Annotated in this window: 28 protein-coding genes; 27 read left to right on the top strand and 1 reads right to left on the bottom strand. The window is 41.6% G+C overall.

Annotated features, from left to right (window positions below; translation table 11 throughout):
- Positions 1-173 precede the first annotated feature (173 nt).
- Together rpsA and fni are read left to right on the top strand one after the other, a co-directional pair.
- Entirely contained in the window at positions 174-1325 is a 1152-nt protein-coding gene (rpsA, locus tag MHH41_RS10315) for a 30S ribosomal protein S1 (RefSeq protein WP_003215529.1), read from the top strand.
- A 14-nt stretch (positions 1326-1339) separates the two neighbouring features.
- Entirely contained in the window at positions 1340-2407 is a 1068-nt protein-coding gene (gene fni / locus MHH41_RS10310; RefSeq protein WP_284907116.1) for a type 2 isopentenyl-diphosphate Delta-isomerase, read from the top strand.
- 53 nt (positions 2408-2460) lie between these two features.
- Here the strand turns inward: fni and MHH41_RS10305 are convergent, their stop codons facing one another.
- Positions 2461-2592 (bottom strand): YpzI family protein, encoded by a 132-nt coding sequence (locus tag MHH41_RS10305; RefSeq protein WP_003215762.1) that lies wholly within the window; start codon positions 2590-2592, stop codon positions 2461-2463.
- Positions 2593-2712: 120 nt separating this feature from the next.
- On the opposite strand from MHH41_RS10305, the gene MHH41_RS18890 reads away from it, so the two are divergent.
- From MHH41_RS18890 to trpA, 25 genes are all read left to right on the top strand, one after another.
- The gene (locus tag MHH41_RS18890; protein WP_436918019.1) at positions 2713-3315 is read left to right on the top strand and encodes a YphA family membrane protein; all 603 of its coding nucleotides are present in this window, start codon (positions 2713-2715) and stop codon (positions 3313-3315) included.
- Positions 3312-4196 (top strand): YIEGIA family protein, encoded by an 885-nt coding sequence (locus MHH41_RS10295; protein WP_003215905.1) that lies wholly within the window; start codon positions 3312-3314, stop codon positions 4194-4196. The genes MHH41_RS18890 and MHH41_RS10295 overlap by 4 nt, the downstream gene beginning before the upstream one ends.
- A 6-nt stretch (positions 4197-4202) precedes the next feature.
- A complete protein-coding gene (locus MHH41_RS10290) occupies positions 4203-4397 on the top strand; it encodes a capping complex subunit for YIEGIA (RefSeq protein ID WP_003215794.1) in 195 nt (64 codons plus the stop codon).
- A gap of 159 nt (positions 4398-4556) precedes the next feature.
- Positions 4557-5867: a ribosome biogenesis GTPase Der gene (der, locus tag MHH41_RS10285; RefSeq protein WP_003215663.1), complete on the top strand. Its 1311-nt coding sequence runs from the start codon at positions 4557-4559 to the stop codon at positions 5865-5867.
- Positions 5868-5881: 14 nt separating this feature from the next.
- Positions 5882-6919, top strand: coding sequence for an NAD(P)H-dependent glycerol-3-phosphate dehydrogenase (locus tag MHH41_RS10280; RefSeq protein ID WP_253622465.1), 1038 nt, complete (start codon positions 5882-5884; stop codon positions 6917-6919).
- Between the two features lie 266 nt (positions 6920-7185).
- Positions 7186-7389, top strand: a complete 204-nt coding sequence (locus tag MHH41_RS10275; RefSeq protein WP_034318888.1) for a DUF2768 domain-containing protein — start codon at positions 7186-7188, stop codon at positions 7387-7389.
- Between the two features lie 18 nt (positions 7390-7407).
- The gene (locus tag MHH41_RS10270; protein WP_003215852.1) at positions 7408-8133 is read left to right on the top strand and encodes a hypothetical protein; all 726 of its coding nucleotides are present in this window, start codon (positions 7408-7410) and stop codon (positions 8131-8133) included.
- 205 nt (positions 8134-8338) lie between these two features.
- On the top strand, positions 8339-9817 hold the full coding sequence (gene spoIVA, locus MHH41_RS10265) for a stage IV sporulation protein A (RefSeq protein ID WP_003215616.1): 1479 nt from the start codon (positions 8339-8341) through the stop codon (positions 9815-9817).
- Positions 9818-10191: 374 nt separating this feature from the next.
- Positions 10192-10470, top strand: a complete 279-nt coding sequence (gene hbs / locus MHH41_RS10260; protein ID WP_003215863.1) for a non-specific DNA-binding protein Hbs — start codon at positions 10192-10194, stop codon at positions 10468-10470.
- Positions 10471-10660: 190 nt separating this feature from the next.
- Complete coding sequence (folE, locus tag MHH41_RS10255) at positions 10661-11230, top strand: GTP cyclohydrolase I FolE (RefSeq protein WP_003215789.1); 570 nt, start codon at positions 10661-10663, stop codon at positions 11228-11230.
- Between the two features lie 28 nt (positions 11231-11258).
- Positions 11259-11489 (top strand): trp RNA-binding attenuation protein MtrB, encoded by a 231-nt coding sequence (gene mtrB, locus MHH41_RS10250; protein ID WP_003216082.1) that lies wholly within the window; start codon positions 11259-11261, stop codon positions 11487-11489.
- 114 nt (positions 11490-11603) lie between these two features.
- On the top strand, positions 11604-12371 hold the full coding sequence (locus MHH41_RS10245; protein ID WP_340866274.1) for a heptaprenyl diphosphate synthase component 1: 768 nt from the start codon (positions 11604-11606) through the stop codon (positions 12369-12371).
- A 3-nt stretch (positions 12372-12374) separates the two neighbouring features.
- Entirely contained in the window at positions 12375-13079 is a 705-nt protein-coding gene (locus MHH41_RS10240) for a demethylmenaquinone methyltransferase (RefSeq protein WP_003215527.1), read from the top strand.
- A 24-nt stretch (positions 13080-13103) separates the two neighbouring features.
- Entirely contained in the window at positions 13104-14066 is a 963-nt protein-coding gene (gene hepT / locus MHH41_RS10235; protein ID WP_003215649.1) for a heptaprenyl diphosphate synthase component II, read from the top strand.
- A 130-nt stretch (positions 14067-14196) separates the two neighbouring features.
- Entirely contained in the window at positions 14197-14643 is a 447-nt protein-coding gene (gene ndk / locus MHH41_RS10230; RefSeq protein WP_003216015.1) for a nucleoside-diphosphate kinase, read from the top strand.
- Positions 14644-14787: 144 nt separating this feature from the next.
- Complete coding sequence (locus MHH41_RS10225; RefSeq protein ID WP_050943841.1) at positions 14788-15567, top strand: CheR family methyltransferase; 780 nt, start codon at positions 14788-14790, stop codon at positions 15565-15567.
- Between the two features lie 73 nt (positions 15568-15640).
- Complete coding sequence (gene aroC, locus MHH41_RS10220; RefSeq protein ID WP_050943842.1) at positions 15641-16813, top strand: chorismate synthase; 1173 nt, start codon at positions 15641-15643, stop codon at positions 16811-16813.
- A complete protein-coding gene (gene aroB, locus MHH41_RS10215) occupies positions 16813-17904 on the top strand; it encodes a 3-dehydroquinate synthase (protein ID WP_050943843.1) in 1092 nt (363 codons plus the stop codon). The genes aroC and aroB overlap by 1 nt, the downstream gene beginning before the upstream one ends.
- On the top strand, positions 17901-18284 hold the full coding sequence (gene aroH / locus MHH41_RS10210; RefSeq protein ID WP_034661065.1) for a chorismate mutase: 384 nt from the start codon (positions 17901-17903) through the stop codon (positions 18282-18284). Before aroB ends, aroH begins: the two co-directional genes overlap by 4 nt.
- Positions 18285-18515: 231 nt before the next feature.
- Positions 18516-20063 carry an anthranilate synthase component I gene (gene trpE, locus MHH41_RS10205; protein ID WP_050943844.1) on the top strand — a complete coding sequence of 516 codons (1548 nt, stop codon included), beginning with the start codon at positions 18516-18518 and terminating at the stop codon, positions 20061-20063.
- Positions 20035-21057: an anthranilate phosphoribosyltransferase gene (gene trpD, locus MHH41_RS10200; RefSeq protein WP_050943845.1), complete on the top strand. Its 1023-nt coding sequence runs from the start codon at positions 20035-20037 to the stop codon at positions 21055-21057. Before trpE ends, trpD begins: the two co-directional genes overlap by 29 nt.
- Complete coding sequence (gene trpC / locus MHH41_RS10195; protein ID WP_050943846.1) at positions 21050-21802, top strand: indole-3-glycerol phosphate synthase TrpC; 753 nt, start codon at positions 21050-21052, stop codon at positions 21800-21802. The genes trpD and trpC overlap by 8 nt, the downstream gene beginning before the upstream one ends.
- A gap of 5 nt (positions 21803-21807) precedes the next feature.
- The gene (locus tag MHH41_RS10190; RefSeq protein WP_080984738.1) at positions 21808-22467 is read left to right on the top strand and encodes a phosphoribosylanthranilate isomerase; all 660 of its coding nucleotides are present in this window, start codon (positions 21808-21810) and stop codon (positions 22465-22467) included.
- Entirely contained in the window at positions 22448-23647 is a 1200-nt protein-coding gene (gene trpB, locus MHH41_RS10185; RefSeq protein ID WP_050943848.1) for a tryptophan synthase subunit beta, read from the top strand. Before MHH41_RS10190 ends, trpB begins: the two co-directional genes overlap by 20 nt.
- Complete coding sequence (gene trpA, locus MHH41_RS10180; RefSeq protein ID WP_050943849.1) at positions 23644-24447, top strand: tryptophan synthase subunit alpha; 804 nt, start codon at positions 23644-23646, stop codon at positions 24445-24447. The genes trpB and trpA overlap by 4 nt, the downstream gene beginning before the upstream one ends.
- Positions 24448-24449 lie beyond the last annotated feature (2 nt).

The following is a 24449-nucleotide window of genomic DNA, read 5'->3' as shown; positions in this document are numbered from 1 at the left end:
GGTCTTTTATTAGAAGTTTATACTAATACTATTTTTATTGATCATTCAAGCAATTCTGTTGATTTGAATGTTTCTATAATACATACTCGGCTGGCAATCATCATGCTTAAGACACATATTCACCCAGTCGTTTTAACTAAGCTGTGTAGGTTTGGACCAAGGAGGTTATCGAAATGACAGAGGAAATGAATCAAATCGATGTTCAGGTACCAGAGGTTGGAGATGTAGTGAAAGGGATTGTTTCTAAAGTTGAGGACAAGCATGTCAATGTAGATATCGTCAATGTGAAACAACCTGGGATCATCCCAATCAGTGAATTATCAAGTCTTCACGTTGAAAAAGCATCAGATGTCGTGAAAGATGGCGACGAATTAGAGCTTAAAGTAACAAAAGTCGAAGACGATGCTTTGATTTTATCGAAACGTGCTGTTGATGCAGACCGCGCTTGGGAAGACCTAGAGAAAAAGTTTGAAACAAAAGAAGTATTTGAAGCTGAAGTAAAAGACGTTGTAAAAGGTGGTCTTGTCGTAGACATTGGTGTGCGTGGATTTATTCCTGCATCTCTTGTAGAAGCGCACTATGTTGAGGACTTTTCAGACTACAAAGGTAAAACACTCTCACTTGTCGTGGTCGAACTTGACCGCGAAAAAAATCGTGTGATTCTCTCGCACCGTGCAGTAGTGGAGCAAGAGCAATTAGACAAAAAGCAAGACTTCTTGCAAAAACTTGAAGTAGGCAGTGTGATTGATGGTAAAGTGCAACGCCTTACTGATTTTGGTGCATTTGTAGACATTGGCGGCATTGATGGATTGGTTCACATTTCTCAACTATCCCATGCGCATGTTGAAAAGCCATCTGACGTAGTGGAAGAAGGCCAGGAAGTCCAGGTCAAAGTACTTGCTGTTGATCGTGATAACGAACGTATCTCACTATCTATTAAAGAAACATTACCAGGACCTTGGAGCCAGATTGGTGAAAAGGTAAAACAAGGTGATGTGCTTGAAGGAACTGTTCAACGTCTAGTGAGCTTTGGTGCATTTGTTGAAATTCTGCCAGGCGTCGAAGGACTTGTGCATATTTCTCAAATCTCTCATAAACATATCGGTACGCCGCATGAAGTCCTTGAAGAAGGGCAGACTGTGAAAGTAAAAGTGCTTGATGTGAATGAAGATGAAGAACGCATTTCACTAAGCATCCGTGATTTAGAAGAAAATCCTGAAAAACAAATCGAAGAGAATTATCGTCAATATCAGGCGAAAGAAGAAAACACAAGTGGATTCCAGCTTGGTGACCTGATCGGAGATAAGCTCAATAAATTAAAATAATTTGGTGATCAAAATTGACGCGAGCAGAAAGAAAGAAGCAGCATATTGAACATGCCTTGTCCACTGGACAGCATGCAGCAACAGGTTTAAAAGATGTTTCCTTCGTTCACGCCAGTTTACCAGATCTTGCAACATCACAAATTGATACACATTCAACAATTGGCGGACTGACTTTCGGTTCGCCAATTTTTATCAATGCAATGACTGGCGGAGGCGGAAAATCGACCTATGAGATTAATCGCTCTTTATCGATCGCAGCGAAGGAAACCAATATTCCGGTGGCAGTTGGATCGCAAATGGCTGCACTGAAAGATAAAGAAGAAAGACGTACGTATGAAGTTGTTCGTAAAGTGAATCCAGATGGAATTGTCTTTGCGAACCTAGGCAGTGAGGCAACGATGAAGCAAGCGAAGGAAGCCGTTGAGATGCTGGAGGCCAATATGCTCCAGATTCATTTAAATGTGATTCAAGAGATTGTCATGCCTGAAGGAGACCGTGATTTCAGGGGGGCACTTGAGCGCATCGCAGCCATCAATGAATCAGTTGGTGTGCCTGTTGTCGTAAAAGAAGTTGGATTTGGCATGAGCAAGGAAACGGCCAAAAAGTTATTTCATGCTGGGGTTGCGGCCGTTGATGTAGGCGGATTTGGTGGTACGAACTTTTCTAAGATCGAAAATCTTCGCCGCCAAAAAGCACTTCATTATTTTGATCAATGGGGGATTCCAACTGCAGCGAGTCTTGCTGAAGTACATACAAGTTTTCCAGATCAAACGATTTTAGCCTCGGGAGGTATACAAGACGCCCTTGATGTAACAAAATCAATCGCACTTGGCGCATCCGCTGCTGGTCTAGCTGGCTTTTTATTAAAATCACTGACTGACGGAGGGGAGAGCGGTCTCATCGCGAATATCATAGATCTTCAAGAAGATGTGAAGATGATGATGACAGTCCTTGGCGTGAAGACCATTGAAGAGCTGAGACAAACCCAACTTGTCATTTCAGGTGAAACGAGTCATTGGCTCAAAGAAAGAGGCATCGACACAACATACTATAGTTTAAGATCAAATAAGAAAAAGGACTAAAAGCAAGTTTAGCCCTTAAACATCTAAGGCATGTGGTCATCACATGCTTTTTTTTATTGATTTCTTTTTCGCGCACTATCTGGACCTTCTAATGCTGTTGCCCCTTTATAATGAATGGATTGATCACGGTCAGATTCCACTCTTTTTGATGCCTTTAAGCGTTTTTCCTGTCTATCTTTTCCCATCATACATCCCTCCTCAACCATTAGGGTGTCACCTCTTGTTTATTTCATACAATGCCCAAAGCGATCTCTTACGTTTAAAAATTGGGGATTTTCCCATAATGTAATTGAGGTGATGAGACGTTGGAGGCTTTGTACTATTATTGGTCCATATGGTTCGTTTGGATTATCGTGACATTTATTATGGAAAAAAGCTCATGGCGCAATGTGCTAGGCGTCTTTGTCCTTGTCCATATTATATGTAGTCATTTCATGATATCCATATTTGATATGAGCCTGAATGCGGGGTACTTGATGACCTTTTTATATGCATGTGCGGGTTTCGTTATATTCCGGTCTGGGCATAAAATAATGAGAATCATACAATTAGGTTCTATGGTGAGCGCATATGCCTTTTTTATGATTTTTGCATTATATGATCCGGTTTGGTTCACGCTAATAAAAGTGGATTGGGTCGTATTTGCCTTGCTGATCTTGATGTCTTTGACATATGGACATCATTTCACAGAACGAGTCACCTTATGGATGATGGCTGTATGTCTTGGCGAAGCTCTTTATGCGCTCACAATTCACCGCCTGACATCATCGATTGTCATAGGAGATCTCTCTTTTCTGTCCCTTGTTGTTCAAGGGTCCATCTTCCTATTAGGTGTCGATCAGCTTGAAAAGCTCTTGAACGCCCGTTCATCAAGAAAACCAGTAAAAGGGGCTGCAAAATCAACATGACGGATTATACGTTTCCTGTGATTATTGGTGTCATCTTTGGGATGGCGGCCAGGCTTTATATGTTAAGAACAGATTACCGGCAATACCCTACGTATATTCATGGACAAGTGATTCACATTGCGCTTGGTTTTATCGCTTCAGGGCTTGGTGCGATCATTATGCCTGCACTCATTCAGGAGGAATTTACGGCGATTACCTTTCTCACGCTGGCGGCCACGCAATTCCGAGATGTCCGCAATATGGAAAGAAATACGTTAACTCAAATGGATTCATATGAGCTAGTCTCAAGAGGCAGTACATATATAGAAGGCATTGCCATTGCCTTTGAAAGCCGAAATTATATTGCGATTCTCACGGCACTGATTACGACCACAGCCTGTATTTTCTTCTCGCTCGTTATTGGGACAGTGGTCGGTATTCTTTGTTTTTTCTTGGCAAAGCTATTAATGTCTGGCAGCCAATTAAAGGATATTGTCAACATACAAAAAGGAGAGCTTCGCTTTGATGGGGCAGGGCTCTATGTGAACGATATTTACATCATGAATATCGGACTGCCCGAAAAGCAAAAGCTCATATTAGAGCATGGGATGGGCTTTATTTTGACACCGAAAAATTTCAACGCAGCCACAACGATTGCCAACCTTGGGCAGCGGCAAGCCATTTTATTTGATTTATCCAATGTACTTGGTGTGTATCGCGACTCTGGTGAACCATCACTCTGTCCGCTCGCAAAGCGTGATTTGAATAACGGCACACTTGGCGTGTTCATTTTACCGCAATGGTATCGTGAAGATCTCGCTGTCCGTGTATTAGAAGAAGTACCCATTTTAGAAAATGCCATCAGAATGCCGACAGAGTTCATAAAAAAGAAAGTGAGGTAATAGGGCATGGCGAACACCATTGAACAATTTATACTCGCTGTGGCTACAACAAATAAAGAGCGGGTCATGGGCGGAACAGCCGTTTTTTTCTGTGAAAATAAAGAAGAACTCGACATGTACGCCATGAATTTAGAGGCCATTTTAGATGGAATTGCACACGGAATTGGAGAAGATCTTTACTTGATTGTCAAACATTTTTAAGTTATTCATTGTGGTCTGATTAAAAATTGATATAATATATAAGTTGAACCCTTCATGTTTGAAGGGTTTATTTCATAAAACTGAATGAAAATTTTAAATCCCGGTTGAAACATGATGATGAACATATTGAATCGCGGCTGGATTGAAAGGAAGGGTACTATGGGTAAACCTGTCGTAGCCATTGTTGGAAGGCCCAACGTTGGAAAATCTACAATTTTTAATCGAATCGCAGGCGAAAGAATATCGATTGTAGAAGACACACCTGGTGTAACAAGAGATCGTATTTATAGCTCTGCTGAATGGTTAAATTATGACTTTAACTTAATAGATACTGGTGGAATTGATATTGGAGATGAGCCATTTTTAGCGCAAATTCGCCATCAAGCAGAAATTGCAATGGATGAAGCGGATGTCATTATCTTTATGGTGAATGGCCGAGATGGTGTGACATCAGCGGATGAAGAAGTCGCAAAAATTTTATATCGCACGAAAAAGCCAGTTGTACTTGCTGTCAATAAACTGGACAACCCTGAAATGAGAAGTGACGTGTATGACTTTTATGCACTAGGGTTTGGCGAGCCATATCCGATTTCTGGAACGCACGGATTAGGTCTTGGTGATCTACTTGATGCTGTTGCAGAACACTTTAAGAACTTACCAGATACGCAGTATGACGAACAAGTTGTCCAGTTCTGCTTAATCGGTCGCCCGAATGTAGGGAAATCTTCTTTAGTGAATGCGATGCTCGGAGAAGACCGCGTCATTGTCAGCAACATCGCTGGTACAACAAGAGATGCTGTCGATACGATGTTTACGTATAATCAGCGTGATTTTGTCATTGTTGATACAGCAGGTATGAGAAAAAAAGGAAAAGTATACGAAACAACAGAGAAATACAGTGTGCTTCGTGCATTAAAAGCCATTGATCGTTCTGATGTTGTCGCTGTTGTTCTAGACGGTGAAGAAGGCATTATTGAGCAGGATAAACGTATTGCGGGCTATGCACACGAAGCTGGTAAAGCCGTTGTGATCGTTGTGAACAAATGGGACGCTGTTGAAAAAGATGAGCGTACGATGAAGGAATTTGAGCAAAACATTCGTGAGCATTTTCAATTCCTAGATTATGCTCCTGTCTTGTTTATGTCTGCTCTCACGAAAAAGAGAATTCATACGTTAATGCCGTCCATTATTACAGCTAGTGAAAATCATGCGATGCGCGTTCAAACGAATATTTTGAACGATATCATCATGGATGCAGTAGCAATGAATCCAACGCCGACTCATAATGGACAGCGCCTGAAAATTTACTATGCGACACAGGTGGCGATTAAGCCTCCGTCCTTTGTTGTATTTGTAAACGATCCAGAGCTTATGCACTTTTCTTATGAACGTTTCCTAGAAAATCGCATTCGAGATGCGTTTGGTTTTGAAGGAACACCGATTAAAATATTTGCGAGAGCGAGAAAATAAAAAGGGTGAGCAGAATGAAGAAAATTTCAGTACTTGGAGCAGGAAGCTGGGGAACAGCCCTTGCTCTTGTATTAGCTGATAATCATCATGATGTACACATGTGGGGACATAGACAAGAGCTCATTGACCAAATCAATGAGAAACATGAAAATCATGATTACTTGCCAAATGTCGCACTGCCTGCGTCCATTCAGGCGACGACAGACATGAAGCAGGCGTTAGAGGGGACAGACTCTATTATTGTCGCTGTGCCAACAAAGGCCATTCGTGAAGTGTTGAAGCAGGCAAATGAGCTGATTACGTCGAAAGTGCCGTTTGTCCATGTAAGTAAAGGAATTGAACCAGATACACTTCTGAGAATATCTCAAATGATTGAACAAGAAGTCCCGGATGAGAAAAGAGAAGCTGTTGTCGTCTTATCAGGACCGAGCCACGCCGAGGAAGTAGGCTTGCGTCACCCGACAACTGTCACTGTCTCATCAGAAAATATTGAAGCGGCTCAATTTGTTCAAGATTTGTTCATGAACAACAACTTTAGAGTTTATACAAACCCTGATGTGATTGGTGTAGAAATTGGCGGCGCACTGAAAAATATCATTGCTCTTGCAGCAGGGATCACAGACGGGCTTGGATATGGTGACAATGCAAAAGCGGCGCTCATCACTAGAGGACTCGCTGAAATCGCACGTCTCGGTACAAAAATGGGAGGGAATCCTCTGACATTTGCCGGTTTAACGGGCGTTGGAGATTTGATCGTGACATGTACAAGTGTTCATTCACGTAACTGGCGCTGCGGAAATCTGCTTGGTAAAGGGTATAAGCTTGAAGAAGTGCTTGAAAAAATGGGGATGGTCGTCGAAGGCGTCCGTACAACAAAAGGCGCTTATCAGCTCTCCAAAGAATACAAGGTCAGCATGCCGATCACAGAGGCGCTTTACCACGTCCTGTTTGAAGGGAAAAAGGTCGACGATGCGGTCGAATCATTGATGGCACGTGTGAAAACACATGAAATGGAAGACCTTGTGAACATGTTTGAAAACCAAACAAAATAAATGGAAGACTGAACTTAGGCATGTAGAGGATGCAAGAAGGGGAAGACTTGCATAACATAGCAATGAAGTTTGAATAGAGCTTTGCCTCTACAGAATGAGGAAAAATAGTCGACCTAATGACTGAAGCGGAGTCCCCCTCTTTGCTTCAGTTTTTTTATGCGCTTTTTTCTGAATGATTGGAAAAATGATTGATATTTACCTTATTTTTGGTTTAGAATGAAATATAAACGCTTACAATTTGTTCGTTTTAAAGGGGGACAGGCACGATGAGTTTTGCTTTAATCAAGATGTGGTTTGCACTTGGTTCAATGGGGCTCATGTTTTTAGCTGTAGTAACCATTTATTTCAGTCGATTTAAGCTGAAGAGCCGGTTTCTTAAAATAACAGCCTCGACCGTCGCATACAGCTTGATGCTGATATCAGGTATCATTGTGTTTTTAGTTGTATTTAGCGGGCCGGTCAATGAATAAAGAAAAAGGAAGAATGTGATGATCAAAGCAAAAGTCAGTGTCACGTTGTTAGCACTTATTTTACTAACAGGATGTCTGTATCCAGAAAATCGCAAAACTGAAAACCGTGTGCCGTACGAAGAGCAGCTGCAAAGCGTTCAGACAGCGATTGAGGAATTTCAAAAAGCAACAAATGGTCTTTTGCCGATTGAAACGAAAGAAGCAGACACGCCGGTTTATCAAAAGTACGTCATCGACTTTAAGCGCTTGTCACCAAGATATTTACACGATGTACCGTCTACATCCTTTGAAGGCGGAGGGGAATATATGTATGTCCTCACAGACGTCGAAAAAAACCCAACTGTGAAACTGCTTGATGTCAAAATGACGCAAACTATCAGTGAATTACGGCTTAGAATCAAGATATATCAAGATGAACATACATATCCGCCATACGGCAAAGTAGTATCAAACAATTTATATACGTTAAATGAAAAAAAGCTAGGCTTAAAATCGCCGCCTACGGTCATGAGCCCGGTGACAGGGAATTCCCTCCCATTACTGATTTCATCAAATGGCGAAATCTATGTGGATTACCGCAGTGATTTTGCTCATATTTTGAAGAATACGAAACGAAAGCTGAAACCAGGTGAAAACATTCAAGATGTCTATTGGCAGGAAACCCCGTTTGTACCCGCGTTTTCTGTCCCATATACCATCAACAAAAAAGGTGAGCCTGACTTTTTAGAAAAAAAGACGTCATAAACAAGAATGAACCTTTTTCCTCTGCATATAAATGAGGAGAAAGGTTTTTTTATGGCTAAACATACTCTCAAAACAAAAAAAGGTGTCATATTCAAATAGGACAACGTCATACACATATATTGTCCAGACACCTTTCAAGCAAGTTTGATTGAAGAATAGAGTATTTTATTTGAAAACGAGGATAGCAAGTCCGGGAGGGGATCACTTGGAAAAAGTCGATATTTTCAAGGATATCGCTGAACGAACAGGAGGCGATATATATTTAGGAGTCGTTGGCGCTGTTCGTACAGGGAAATCTACGTTTATTAAAAAGTTTATGGAGCTCGTGGTGCTCCCGAATATCAATAATGAGGCAGATCGTGCAAGAGCACAGGATGAATTGCCGCAAAGCGCAGCAGGAAAAACCATTATGACCACTGAGCCAAAATTTGTACCGAATCAAGCGGCATCGATTCATGTGAGTGACGGTCTTGATGTCAACATCAGGCTTGTCGATTGTGTAGGATACACAGTCCCTGGTGCGCGCGGGTATGAAGATGAAAATGGTCCAAGAATGATCAACACGCCGTGGTATGAAGAGCCAATTCCGTTCCATGAAGCAGCGGAAATTGGCACACGCAAGGTCATTCAAGAGCATTCAACCATCGGTGTTGTGATTACAACGGATGGTTCTATTGGAGAAATTCCAAGACATGATTATATTGAATCTGAAGAACGTGTGATTGATGAACTCAAAGAGGTAGGAAAGCCGTTTATTATGGTGATCAACTCTGTGAGACCCTATCATCCTGAAACAGAAGCGCTGCGGCAGGAACTGAGCCAAAAATATGATATTCCAGTACTTTCCATGAGTGTAGAAAGTATGAGAGAGCAAGACGTCCTTAGTGTGCTTCGTGAAGCATTATATGAATTCCCAGTCCTAGAGGTGAATGTGAACCTGCCAAGCTGGGTCATGGTGCTGAAAGAAGATCATTGGCTGAGAGAAAGCTATCAGGACTCAGTGAAGGAAACCGTAAAGGATATTAAAAGATTAAGAGATGTTGACCGTGTTGTTGGCCAGTTCAGTGAATTTGACTTTATTGAAAGAGCGGGCTTAGCAGGGATTGAAATGGGTCAAGGGATTGCGGAGATTGACCTGTACGCCCCAGATGATCTATATGATCATATTCTAAAAGAAGTGGTTGGTGTAGAAATTAGAGGGAAAGACCATCTTCTAGAGCTCATGCAAGATTTTGCGCATGCGAAGACAGAATATGATCAAGTATCAGATGCCTTAAAAATGGTGAAGCAGACGGGATACGGAATTGCGGCCCCGGCCTTGTCAGATATGAGTTTAGATGAGCCAGAAATCATTAGGCAGGGCTCGAGATTTGGCGTAAGACTAAAGGCGGTTGCGCCATCTATTCATATGATTAAGGTAGATGTAGAAAGTGAATTTGCACCGATTATCGGAACAGAGAAACAAAGTGAAGAGCTCGTCCGCTACTTAATGCAAGACTTTGAAGATGATCCGCTTTCGATTTGGAATTCAGATATATTTGGGCGCTCACTCAGCTCCCTTGTCAGAGAAGGCATTCAAGCAAAGCTGTCACTGATGCCAGAAAATGCAAGATATAAACTGAAAGAAACACTTGAAAGAATCATCAACGAAGGATCAGGCGGTTTGATCGCGATTATTCTATAGCATGTGAGACCTCTCATTGACAGGGGTCTTTTTTTGCGTAAGGAATGAGTCATAAAAAGACAATTGTATAAAGATTAGTCAGATTCAGGCTGAAATTAGGAATATTCGTTCGTAAAAGTGCCCTTAATCCTTGACGAATAAGGATTCTTCCCTTTAAAATGCTTGATATGGTATTTCATATGTGTTAATCTACTTACAGAAAATCTTCACTTTGTTGGACAAACATTCCTTCAAAGAGTTGTTTTCTAATGAAAAGCCATGTATACCGCTTTCTAGACGCTCTTTTTTTCGAAAAAAGTGTATAGAAAGAAGATGAATTGTGAAGAAATGATAACAATCTACTGAATGCATATTTTTGGGAGGAGGTGAAAGGCATGAACAAGACAGAACTTATTAACGCGGTTGCTGAAGCAAGCGAGTTATCTAAAAAAGACGCGACAAAAGCAGTTGATTCTGTTTTTGATACAATTTTAGATGCACTTAAAAATGGTGACAAAATCCAACTTATCGGTTTTGGTAACTTTGAAGTACGTGAGCGTTCAGCTCGTAAAGGACGTAACCCACAAACTGGTGCAGAGATCGAAATCCCTGCAAGCAAAGTACCTGCTTTCAAACCAGGTAAAGCACTTAAAGACGCGGTGGCAGGTAAATAATCGTTATGTGTAATGATCCTATTGCAGGAGTTATACATATACAGTTTCACACTGGTCTAGAAAAGCCCCTTTCATAAGGGGCTTTTCCTTTTGAATCAAAAGGTTCGTTTAGAACGCTCTCCTTTGCTTTTAGGATCTGAAGTGTGCTAGAATCTGATTGAAATGTAATCGCCTTTGGAGGATATAATACATGAGTGAAATAAATAAAGAACTAATCGAACACGCAGTACGCGATATATTAAAAGCCATCGGAGAAGATCCAGATCGTGAAGGACTTCTTGATACCCCTAAACGAGTAGCAAAAATGTATGAAGAAGTGTTCTCGGGATTAAATGAAGATCCAAAAGAACATTTTAAAACCATTTTTGGTGAAGACCACGAAGAACTCGTTCTTGTAAAAGATATTGCTTTCCATTCAATGTGTGAACACCACCTTGTACCTTTTTACGGAAAAGCGCATGTCGCTTATATTCCGCGCGGCGGAAAAGTGACAGGACTTAGCAAACTTGCAAGAGCTGTAGAGGCTGTTGCCAAACGCCCGCAGCTTCAGGAACGCATCACATCAACCATTGCAGATAGTATGGTGGAAACACTCAATCCGCATGGCGTGATGATTGTCGTTGAAGCAGAGCATATGTGTATGACGATGCGCGGAGTGAAAAAGCCAGGCGCAAAAACAGTGACTTCAGCAGTACGCGGTACATTTGCAAATGATGCAGCGGCAAGAGCAGAAGTACTTTCCTTTATTAAAAACGACTAATTCAATAGATAGATGGAAGGTGAACAGATTGAGTGAAAATAAAGCATCTGATTTTGTAGTGATTAAAGCCAATGAAAATGGTGTTAATGTCATCGGCTTAACTAGAGGCTCTGATACAAGATTTCACCATTCCGAAAAGCTCGATAAAGGTGAAGTCATCATTGCACAATTTACTGAGCATACGTCAGCGATCAAGGTAAGAGGCGATGCTGTCATTCAAACAAGCTTCGGAGAAATTCAAAGCGAAGCAAAGAAATAAATACTTGAGTGCACTTGATAGCATAAAAGTGAGAGCTGATATGGTATAATAAATCTCTATACAATGTGCAGGGCTACATATGAAACTGTAATTTTTGGGACAAGGGTGATATCTTTGCAAGACATCTACGGAATTTTATCTAATCTAAATATAAAATTAAATAAAAAGCTTTCTCATCCTTATTTGGCGAAACATTTACGTGCGCCACTCATCGATGAAGATAAGCTCCTTCTTTTTCATGCAATGTTTGATGAAGCTCAAATTGATGCAGAGAAAAAAGAAAATTATATTTTAACGGCGATGCTTGTGCAAATTGCCCTTGATACCCATGACGAAGTCACAACTGCTGCAGCGATCAAACAAGACGAATTCAAAAATCGTCAGCTGACGATCCTGGCAGGAGACTATTTCAGCGGTCTCTATTATTCTCTTCTCTCTGACATGAAAGACATCTACATGATTCGCACGCTCGCAACGGCGATCAAAGAAATCAATGAACATAAAATTAGACTGTATGATCGATCCATTCAAGATGCGGCGCACTTTTACAAAAGTGTAGCAACGGTTGAGTCTGCGTTATTCCAAAGGGTTTCTGAGCATTTTCATTTAACGCATTGGAATGAGATTGCAAGTCGTTTCCTTGTTTATAAGCGTTTCATGAAACAAGCAGAAGATGACAAACATTTAAAACTTTTTTTGAACGATAGCTATACGGACGCCTATACATGTTTTGACAACTTTGAGAATGAAGGCTATGAAAAGGCCAAACGATCCATCAAGGAGCATCTTGTTTCATCTCCGGTCGTTCAAAAAGAGCTATTAAATCGCCTGGATCATATGAAAAATGAACCTGCGTATCATCAGAAAGTGGAAGAAGGGTAAGTCATGCAGCAATCAAAAGAACAGCGAGTACACGGTGTATTTGAAAAAATTTATAAAAACTATGATCAAATGAACTCCGTCATCAGCTTTAAGCAGCATAAAAAGTGGCGCGATAAAACAATGAAACTGATGAATGTTCAAAAAGGAGCCAAAGCATTAGACGTATGCTGCGGAACAGCCGATTGGACCATTGCGCTTGCTGATGCTGTTGGAGACAAAGGCGAAGTCAAAGGCCTTGATTTTAGTAAAAATATGCTGAGTGTTGGAGAAACGAAGGTGAAGACTGGGGGCTATAATCAAATTGAATTGCTTCACGGCAATGCGATGGAGCTTCCTTTTGAGGACAACACATTTGATTATGTCACGATCGGTTTTGGCCTACGGAACGTCCCTGATTACTTAACAGTGCTAAAAGAAATGACAAGAGTCGTGAAGCCTGGTGGAATGGTTGTCTGTCTAGAGACATCGCAACCTGAAATGATTGGGTTTAAACAAGGCTACTATGTCTATTTCAAATACATCATGCCGCTCTTTGGTAAACTGTTTGCCAAAAGCTATCAGGAGTATTCATGGCTTCAAGAATCAGCCAAAGCGTTCCCTGGCATGAAAGAACTGGCGGCTCTTTTCGAAGAGGCGGGTCTGTCTGATGTCTCGTATCATCCATTTACAGGCGGTGTAGCAGCAACACATATCGGAAAGAAGCTTTGAATAAACGATATTTGGGTGAAAATAATGAAACTAAAAGCAATGATCTCTTTTTTAAATCATGATATCGATATTATTGAAAAAGAGCTTGAACAAACAGTTCGCTCTGATTATGCATTATTAAGTGAAGCGGGTCTTCATTTGCTGCAAGCGGGCGGAAAACGAATCCGCCCCGTTTTTGTTCTCCTTTCAGGCATGTTTGGCGACTATGACATTAATAAAATTAAATATGTTGCCGTTGCGCTTGAGCTCATTCATATGGCATCGCTCGTTCACGATGATGTTATTGATGATGCAGAGCTGAGAAGAGGCAAGCCAACGATTAAGGCAAAATGGGACAATCGAATTGCCATGTACACAGGAGATTATATGTTTGCAAGATCTCTTGAGTATATGACAAAGATCAATCACCCAATGGCGCATGAAATTTTGTCAAAGATGGTCGTCGAGCTCTGTCTTGGTGAAATCGAGCAAGTGAAAGACAAATACAATATGGATCAAAACCTACGTACATATCTAAGAAGAATCAAACGAAAAACAGCCTTGCTCATTGCAGGCAGCTGTCAGTTAGGTGCGATAGCAGCAGGTACAGATGAGAAAACACATAAAGCCCTTTACTGGTTTGGCTACTATGTCGGTATGTCCTATCAGATCATTGATGATGTGCTTGATTTCACATCAACTGAAGAAGAGCTTGGTAAGCCTGTTGGAGGAGACCTTTTACAAGGAAATGTCACACTCCCGGTCTTATATGCACTGAAGAATCCTACACTCGAAGGACAATTAAAGCTGATTAATAGTGAAACAACGGAAACCCAGCTAAAACCTGTGATTGAACACCTCAAACAAACAGATGCGATCGACCGCTCGATTCGAGTGAGTGAAATGTATTTGAAAAAGGCATTCGAACAGCTAGACAAACTTCCTCGAGGACGAGCGAAAACGTCACTCGCTTCCATTGCCAAATATATTGGAAAACGAAAATTCTAATCAACATATTGTTGATTGGTTTTTTTGTGAAATTTTTTGTCAAAAATTGATTATTATATAAAAAAATGATACGATCACTTTGTAACAATGTAAGCCTATACATACATAAACGACGGGGTGGAGAACGTATATGGACAAAACATTTCTTATGGTCAAACCTGATGGTGTGGAAAGACAATTAATCGGTGAAATTGTGTCAAGATTCGAAAAAAAAGGGCTTCAGCTTGTTGGTGCAAAACTAATGAGCATTCCAAAAGAAGTAGCAGAAACACATTACGGAGAGCATAAAGAAAAACCATTCTTCGGGGAATTGGTTGACTTTATTACGTCAGGACCAGTATTTGCAATGGTATGGCAAGGTGAGCAGGTAGTAGATGTCACAAGACAGATTATCGGCAAAACAAACCCGAAGGAAGCGCTTCCGGGCACAATAAGAGGAGACTATGGATTGACGGTTGGAAAAAACATTATCCATGGCTCAGACTCACCAGAAAGTGCTGAAAGAGAAATCAACTTGTTCTTCAAACAAGAAGAACTCACAAACTGGGATCAAACCATCTCAAGCTGGATTTATTAAAATTCAAGCCAAGGTGTTCATCAATTGAGCACCTTGGCTTTTTTATATGAATATTTCTATACGAAATTTCGCATGAGAAGATACAAATTTTCGATAAAAACAGCTATACTAGGACAAAGATAGATGAGACAGGAGAGGACTTTGATGGATCAATATCAAGTATTTGTCGGAAAATGGAAAAAACTAACCGGGGTGGATCTGAATTTATATAAAGAAGCACAAATGAAACGAAGATTAACGTCACTATATGATAAAAAAGGATATAGAGATTTTGAAGCGTTCGCGTCTGCCCTTGAAAAGGATAGAGCACTATTAGACGAGACGATGGATCGAATGACGATCAATGTGTCAGAATTTTACCGAAACTATCAACGCTGGGAAGTGCTTGATCAAAAAATTCTTCCGCTGCTTTTGAAAAACAGCGGGACCCTAAAAATATGGAGTGCAGCATGTTCGACAGGAGAGGAGCCGTATACACTCTCAATGCTGCTATCAAGCCATCCGCTTGTGAAGGACTTCCAAATTATTGCAACTGATATTGATGATAAAGTGCTGCAATCAGCTCAAAAAGGAAAATATCATGAACGATCACTGCAAGAGGTACCAGATCAAATCAAGCAAAAATATTTCACAAAAGAAGATTCTTCATTTTACACTGTGAAGGATGAGGTGCGAAAGCACATTCAATTTAAAAAACACAACCTTTTAGCAGACCCTTATGAAAAACAGCTTGATCTTATCGTGTGCCGAAATGTCCTTATCTACTTTACAGAAGAGGCAAAAGAAGAGATTTACAGGAAAATGAGCAGCAGTTTAAAACCAAATGGCGTATTATTTGTTGGTTCAACTGAACAAATTTTTCATCCAGAAAAGTTTGGACTCACATCAGCTGATACTTTCTTTTATCAAAAGAAGGGGTTGTAGCTGACTTTTTAGTAGTAAGTGTGTTATCATAGTTTTACTTAAAAGCGTTAATGCGATGAAGGGAGATCAAGTCATGAGATACTTAACAGCAGGTGAATCACATGGTCCACAATTGACCACAATTATTGAAGGCGTTCCAGCGGGACTTTACATAGAGCAGGATGACATCAACTATGAATTGGCTAGAAGACAAAAAGGTCACGGCCGCGGCAGAAGAATGCAGATTGAAAAAGACCAAGCGAAAGTGTTAAGTGGTGTTCGTCACGGGAAAACATTAGGTTCTCCTATTGCACTTGTCGTTGAAAACAACGACTGGAAGCATTGGACAAAAGTGATGGGGGCAGAGCCGATCACAGAAGAAGAAGAGAGTGAAATGAAGCGTCAAATTTCACGCCCTAGACCAGGACATGCGGATTTAAATGGTGCGATTAAATATGGACATCGTGATATGCGAAACGTATTAGAGCGTTCATCAGCCCGTGAGACAACCGTGCGCGTAGCAGCAGGCGCAGTCGCTAAACAAATCTTGGCTCATTTAGGAATCAAGGTAGCTGGCCACGTTCTTGAAATTGGCGGAGTGAAAGCAGCTCAAACGGCATATGAATCAATTGAAGATTTGCAAAAGGTCACGGAAGAGTCACCTGTTCGCTGCTACGACAGTGAAGCAGGTCAAAAAATGATGGATGCCATTGATGAAGCGAAGAAAAACGGTGATTCAATTGGCGGAATTGTGGAAGTCATCGTTGAAGGAATGCCGGTTGGAGTCGGAAGCTATGTTCACTATGACCGCAAATTAGACAGCAAGCTTGCAGGTGCTGTTCTGAGTATCAATGCTTTTAAAGGGGTCGAATTTGGTATCGGCTTCGAGGCGGCTTCTAAAAATGGTAGTGAGGTCCATGATGAAATCATCTGGGATGAAGAAAAGGGCTATACGAGAAAAACAAATCGCTTAGGTGGTCTTGAAGGCGGAATGTCAACTGGTATGCCAATTGTCGTAAGAGGGGTCATGAAACCAATCCCAACGCTTTACAAACCGCTTCAAAGCGTTGACATTGAAACAAAAGAACCTTTCTCTGCAAGCATTGAGCGTTCTGACAGCTGTGCTGTTCCTGCCGCAAGTGTTGTCGCAGAAGCAGTCGTGGCTTGGGAAATCGCCAATGCTGTAGTGGAGCAGTTTGGCCTTGATCAAATTGACCGCATTAAAGAAAATGTTGACAAAATGCGCCAGCTTCAGAGGGAATTTTAATGAAAATACTGGAAGTTAAGACGTCTTCAGCCACTTATCCTGTATACATCGGTGATGGGATTAAACGCAATATCGTCGACTTGATGACTTCCACGGGGCATTCCTATACGAAGCTCTTAATCGTGACAGATACAGCGGTTGATGCCATTTACGGTGATGAAATGGTTCGATTACTTAAGCAGAAGTGGTCTGTGCATAAAGTGGTTGTGCCAAGCGGAGAGCAGTCGAAATCTTTTGCTGAGTTTGAGCATATTCATACGAAGGCCATTCAGTTTCAGCTGGATCGCTCCTCGTGCATCATTGCGCTTGGAGGCGGCGTAATTGGCGATTTGGCTGGCTTTGTTGCTGCTAGTTATATGAGAGGCATTGATTTTATTCAAGTTCCGACGACACTACTGGCACATGACAGTGCAGTTGGCGGGAAAACGGGGATTAACCACCCGCTCGGTAAAAATTTAATTGGTGCCTTTCATCAGCCGAAAGCCGTGATCTATGATACGAGCATGCTTGAGACACTATCTCAAACTGAAATGAGGTCAGGCTTTGCTGAGGTCATCAAACATGCCCTCATTTCAAGTGAAGACTTTTTATCAGAGCTGATGTCTATTCGTTCTTTGGCGGAATGTTCAAGGAGCCAGCTGGCACATATGCTGTATCAAGGGATTGAGGTCAAAGCGTCGATTGTTCAAAAAGACGAAAGAGAACAAGGCGTGCGTGCATTTTTGAATTTAGGTCATACACTTGGGCATGCCATTGAAGCAGAGTATGGATACGGCGTTATTACACACGGAGATGCTATTGCAATCGGCATGCAGTTTGCGCTATATGTGAGCGAAAAGAAGCTGGGACTCAGCCTCAATCGGACGGAACTAAAAGAGTGGATGAAAGAACTCGGATTTCCGGTACAAGTCACTCAAGATATTTCCACGAAAACATTTGTTGACCGGATGATTGGTGATAAAAAGGCAAGAGGTGGAACCGTTCAATTTGTTTTATTAAAACAGGTTGGAGATGCTGTCTTGCAGTCTTTCACAAAAGATGATCTGCATCAATGGCTCGAAGAATGGAAACGGGAGGAGGGATGTCTATGATGTTTCGCGGGATACGTGGGGCTACAACTGTGACAGAAGATACAGAAACAGAAGTGTTAAACAAAACGAAACAGCTGCTAGAAGCGATTATTTCAAGAAATCAAGTAGATCCAGAACGTGTCGTGCAGATCTTAATTTCAGCTACACAAGATATTCACTCCGTTTTTCCGGCAAAAGCCCTTCGTCAGTTTGAAGGGTGGACGTATGTGCCTGTTACTTGTATGCAGGAGCTGGACATTCAAGGCGGTTTAAAACATTGTATTCGTGTGTTAATGACGGTCCAAACAGACACAAAGCAGGAAGATGTGCAGCATGTGTACTTGGAAGAAGCTGTGACGCTTCGCCCTGATTTACAGTTGACAAAAAACAAGGAATTATAATACGATATGAACAGCCGAAGTTTACACACAGGTGTAAACGGCATTGCAAGTTTAGAGAAGATGAGAATGAGACTAGGGTAGTTGAGATGAGTAGAGTTGAGCAGAGATACGATACGTCTATTTCATCATACTGCCTAAAAGAGCACCCCTCTTTTAGGCTTATTTCGTATACTCATACAAACCCTCTATATGTCCCCTCATTCTCCTTAATCCCATTTAAGGAGTGTGCTTATGAATTCCCAATCAAATTTGACCCGATTTTTAAGGGACAGCGAGTCCCACAAAACGATCCCGATTGTTGAAACCATTACAGTTGATACGCTCTCACCGATTCAAATTGTCGAAAAACTCAAGGCAGATATTGTGTATCTACTAGAAAGCAAAGATGAGTCTTCTAGCTGGTCGAGATATTCCTTCATCGGATTACATCCTTTTTTAACCTTACATGATGATCAAAACGAATATATTGCACGTGACGCGGCAGGGCAGGAGGTCATGAAAAAACAAGAACTGAAAGACTTATTAGACTGGATGAAAGAGCAATATCAAATCAAGACACCAGACGTTGACATCCCGTTTACAGGCGGGGCAGTTGGGTACTTAAGTTACGATCTTATTCCAAGCATTGAACCATCTGTCAGGCCGCATCTAAGCGCACCAACGACAGACAATTGTACACTATTTGTCTGCCAAACGATGATTGCCTTTGATCATGAAACGAATCATGTTCATTTTATCCAATACACCCAGCTAACCGGAAATGAAACAGAAGACGAAAAAATACGAGCTTACAAAGAAAATCAAAAGCGGCTTGAACAGATGATTCACAAGCTCCACACAAAGATTGATATGAAAGAACTGATTTTATCAGGGAATATGAACGAATCACCGTCCTTTGAACATGTGACATCAACCTATGAAAAAACACAATTTCTAAAGGACGTAGAAAAAATCAAAGAATACATTCGAGCGGGTGATATTTTTCAAGGCGTACTCTCACAGCGCTTTGATATCCCAGTGTCAGTGAGTTCATTTGAATTATACCGTGTGCTTCGCATTGTGAATCCATCTCCATACATGTATTTTATGAAATTAAAAGACCGTGATTTAGTCGGAAGCTCACCAGAACGATTAATTCATGCCAAAAATAGGCACCTAGAAATTCATCCTATTGCAGGCACTAGAAAAAGAGGAGCAACAAAAGAAGAGGACGCCGCACTGGCAAGAGAGCTGCTAGAAGATGAGAAAGAAAAAGCAGAACATTACATGTTAGTAGATCTAGCCAGAAATGATGTCGGTCGCGTAGCAGAATACGGCAGCGTGTCCGTACCGACCTTTACAAAAGTTGTGAACTTTTCACATGTCATGCACATCATCTCCATTGTGACAGGGAAGCTAAAGCAGGATACACACCCAGTTGATGCACTCATGTCCGCATTTCCAGCAGGCACATTAACAGGGGCACCGAAAATAAGAGCGATGCAATTATTAAATGAAATGGAGCCTGAGCCAAGGGAAACGTATGGCGGCTGTATTGCCTATATTGGGTTCGACGGCAATATCGACTCTTGTATTACCATTCGTACCATGAGCGTCAAAAATCAGATCGCTTCCATACAAGCAGGCGCTGGCATTGTCGCAGATTCTGTGCCAGAAAATGAATGGGAAGAGACATGTAACAAGGCAGGAGCGCTTCTGAGGGCCATTCAGCTTGCTGAACATATTTTCTCAGAAAAGGAGAGTGTGCAGGATGAATCAGCGACTATCAGCTCTTGTTAACGGAGGCTTCCTATCAGAAAATGAAGCACATAGACTAATGCATGATATGATGAGCGGCTCTTTAACAGATGCTGAAGTCGCTGCAAGTCTATCGATTTTAGCGCATAGAGGAGAAACCGCTGAAGAAATGACAGGCTTCGTGAGGGCCATGCGGCAAAAAGTAGAACCAGCGGAAAGATCGCTTGATGTCGTTGACACATGCGGCACAGGAGGCGATGGACTCTCCACATTTAATATATCAACTGCAGCTGCTATTGTAGCTTCCGCCGCTGGTGCTAAAATCGCAAAACACGGAAATCGCTCAGTCTCTTCTAAAAGCGGAAGTGCCGACGTGCTAGAGTGTCTTGGGATTCACATTCAATCCACTCCAGAAGAAACAAGAAGGCAAATACAAGAAAAAAACATGGGCTTTTTATTTGCACCACTGTACCATTCATCTATGAAACAAGTAGCAGCAGTCCGCAAGCAGCTAGGCTTCCGGACGGTATTTAATCTATTAGGACCGCTTTGCCACCCGATGCAAGCCAAAAAGCAAATCATCGGTGTGTATGCAAAGGAAAAGGCAAAATTAATGGCGGAAGCCCTTGCCCCATTAGAGCCAGAGCATGTCCTGTTTGTATGCGGGGAAGACGGGCTGGATGAACTAACGATTACAGCCAATTCATATGTGATTGAACTCAAAAAAGGTGCCATGACAGAATATACGCTAAACCCAGAAGACTTTGGACTGGAAAAAGGATACTTATCAGATATTCAGGTCCAATCACCGGAAGAGAGTGCGAAATTGATTCAGAATATATTGAATCATCAAACAGGAGGGGCGCCGCTTCATATTACAGCTCTGAATGCCGGGGCGGCTTTATATGTCGCGGGCAAGTCAGAAAGCCTCATGGCAGGAACATTAAAAGCATTAGAAACGATTAAAAACGGAGCAGCCAAAGAACAATTGGCTCGTTTAAAACAAAAAACGAAAGAGGAAGAGATCTATGCTTAATCAAATCATTGCACGCAAAAAAGAACATATCCAAACGTTGCAGTTACCTGTGGATGGACACTTTGAAAGACGATCATTTAAAGAAGCACTCATGAACCCTCACCGCTCGATTGGGCTGATTGCTGAGGTGAAAAAGGCTTCTCCTTCCAAAGGAATCATTCAGCCAAATTTTGATCCTCTGCAAACAGCAAAAGCCTACGAAAAATCGAATGCTGATTGCTTATCAGTCTTAACAGATGAACCATTTTTTCAAGGGAAGAACGAGTATCTTTCCTTAATTAAAGAACACGTCGCACGTCCAATTTTAAGAAAAGACTTTATCATCGATTCCATACAAATAGAAGAGTCAAGACGTATCGGTGCAGATGCCATTTTATTAATTGGGGAAGTACTTGAACCGCAACAGCTGCATGAATTCTATGCTGAAGCGAAGGAAAAAGGACTAGATATTCTTGTCGAAGTTCATGCAGCAGATACACTGGAACATATCTTAAACCTATTCACCCCCGAAATCATTGGCGTGAATAACCGAAATTTAAAGACATTTAAAACAACAGTTGAGCAAACAAAAGAGATTGCACCACTTGTTCCAAAGGATGTCTTGCTAGTAAGTGAAAGCGGTATTCAAACATTTGATGATCTGACCTTTGTCAAAAAACATGGAGCGAGTGCTGTCCTTGTAGGTGAATCATTAATGAGAGAACCCTCACAAGAAAAAGCCGTTCAGACGTTATTTGGAGAATGACCACGATGAAGCCTTTTTTAAAATATTGCGGGGCGGTCTCACTAGAAGATGTAGAATGCATTGCGCAATCTCAAGCAGATGCGATCGGATTTATTTTTGCTCCAAGTAAAAGGCAAGTCGATCCAGATCAAGTGAAACAATGGCTCACCGATTCGCAGTGCAGGAAAAAGATTACTGGTGTATTTGTAAATGAAAAAATCCAAAAAGTGTGTGACATCACAAAGCATATTCCTTTAGATATCGTGCAGCTGCATGGAGATGAAACAAGAGAGGATGCAAAAGAAATAAAACAAAAAACAGGGGCGGTAGTGTGGAAAGTCTTTCATCACGATCCCGATATAAAAGAAACACTTAATCAAATGACGGCATTTGCGCCGTTTGTCGATGGTTTTCTCATTGATGCGAAAGTAAAAGGGATGAGAGGCGGTTCTGGCAAAGCTTTTACATGGGACGCGGTACCTGTATACAATCAGCAAGCAAAACGACTGAAGAAAGCATGCATCATTGCAGGTGGAATAACACCAGAAACACTGCCAGAGCTTCTTGCCTATAGCCCAAAAGCGATTGATCTTTCAAGCGGCATAGAAGAAAACGGGAAGAAAAGCAGCGCTAAGATCAAAGCGCTCGAAGAAAGGATGTTAAACGATGTACGCATATCCAAATGAGCTTGGCAGATATGGAGAATTCGGAGGGAAATTTGTTCCCGAGACGCTCATGCAGCCACTCAAAGAAATCGAACAAGCATTTAACGAATTAAAAGAAGACCCAGCCTTTAAGCAAGAATATCTTTCTCTATTGCAAAACTATTCAGGCAGACCGACTGCGCTGACATATGCTGATCAATTATCTGCATACCTCGGCGGCGCAAAAATCTATTTAAAAAGAGAAGATTTAAACCATACAGGTGCTCATAAGATCAACAATGCACTTGGTCAGGCACTGCTTGCAAAAAAAATGGGGAAATCAAACATCATCGCAGAAACAGGCGCTGGACAGCACGGAGTAGCAGCAGCAACGGTGGCCGCCAAGTTTGGATTATCGTGCACGGTATTTATGGGAAAAGAGGATGTGGAGAGACAATCTCTCAATGTATTCCGAATGAAGCTCCTTGGCGCTGAAGTCATACCTGTCACAAGCGGAAATGGCACATTAAAAGATGCAACGAACGAAGCGATTCGTTACTGGGTCCAGCAATGTAGTGATCATTTCTATATGATCGGTTCAGTTGTAGGACCTCATCCATATCCCCAAATCGTCAGTGAGTTCCAGCGGATGATTGGTGATGAAGCAAAAGAGCAGATGCTGAAAAAAGAAGGCAGGCTCCCTCATAAAGTCATTGCTTGTGTCGGCGGCGGAAGTAATGCTATTGGAATGTACCGAGCGTTTTTGGATGATGAGATTGATTTGATTGGTGTAGAAGCGGCTGGAAAAGGAATCGATACGCCGCTTCATGCAGCAACCATTACGAAGGGGACAAAAGGGGTCATTCATGGATCTTTGACCTATTTAATCCAAGACGAATTTGGCCAGATTATTGAGCCCTATTCCATTTCAGCTGGTCTAGATTATCCCGGGATCGGACCAGAGCACGCATATTTACATGCGAGCGGACGCGTTCAATATGTGAGTGCTACAGATCAAGAAGCACTGGATGCACTAAAGCTGCTGACAGAAAAGGAAGGAATCCTGCCAGCGATTGAATCAGCACACGCTTTAGCCAAGGCGTTTGAGATGAGCAGGACAATGAGTGAAGATGAAATCATCCTTGTCTGCCTATCAGGAAGAGGAGATAAGGATGTGCATACATTAATGAATGTGCTTGAAAGTGAGGGCAAAACCAAATGATCACATTTCGATTAGAGCAAGACGAGAAATTATTCATCCCATTTATTACAGCAGGGGATCCGTCAGAAGAAATCACGATCGATTTAGCTGTGTCCCTTCAAGCAGCCGGTGCACATGCGATTGAGCTAGGTGTTCCTTATTCCGATCCGCTAGCAGACGGTCCTGTCATTCAAAGAGCCTCCAAAAGAGCTCTAAATCATGGCATGAATATCGTAAAAGCGATAGAATTAGCAGGGAAGATGAAAAAAAACGGTGTAAAAATTCCTGTAATTCTATTTACGTATTATAATCCTGTGTTACAATTAGACACAGAATACTTTTTCGCTTTACTGCGCAAAAATCATATTTCGGGACTCTTAACACCCGACTTGCCTTTTGAAGAAAGCAGTGAGCTGCAAAAGAACTGTCAAACATATGACATTTCATATATTTCGCTCGTTGCACCAACCAGTAAGGAACGATTAGTAAATATAGTAGAGCAGGCAGAAGGTTTTGTGTATTGTGTTTCATCTCTTGGTGTAACAGGTGTCAGACAAACCTTTGACGAATCGATTACTGATTTTATTCAACAAGTGAAACAGCTGAGTCACATACCGGTTGCGGTCGGTTTTGGTATCTCAACAAGAGAGCAGGTAGACGCAATGAATAAACTGAGTGACGGCGTCGTTGTAGGCAGTGCACTTGTAAAAAAAATTGAAGAACTTCAGGATCAATTGTTAGCAAGTGATACTCGTCAAGACGCTTTAAGAGAGTTTGAAACCTATGCAAAAACATTTAGTCCCCTCTATTCATTCAAATGAGG

This window comes from Bacillus sp. FSL K6-1145, assembly GCF_038003425.1.
GTDB classification, from domain to species: Bacteria; Bacillota; Bacilli; order Bacillales; family Bacillaceae; genus Bacillus; species Bacillus pumilus.
Note: the sequence above shows the minus strand (reverse complement) of the source record. Positions and strands in the feature narration are given on the sequence as shown.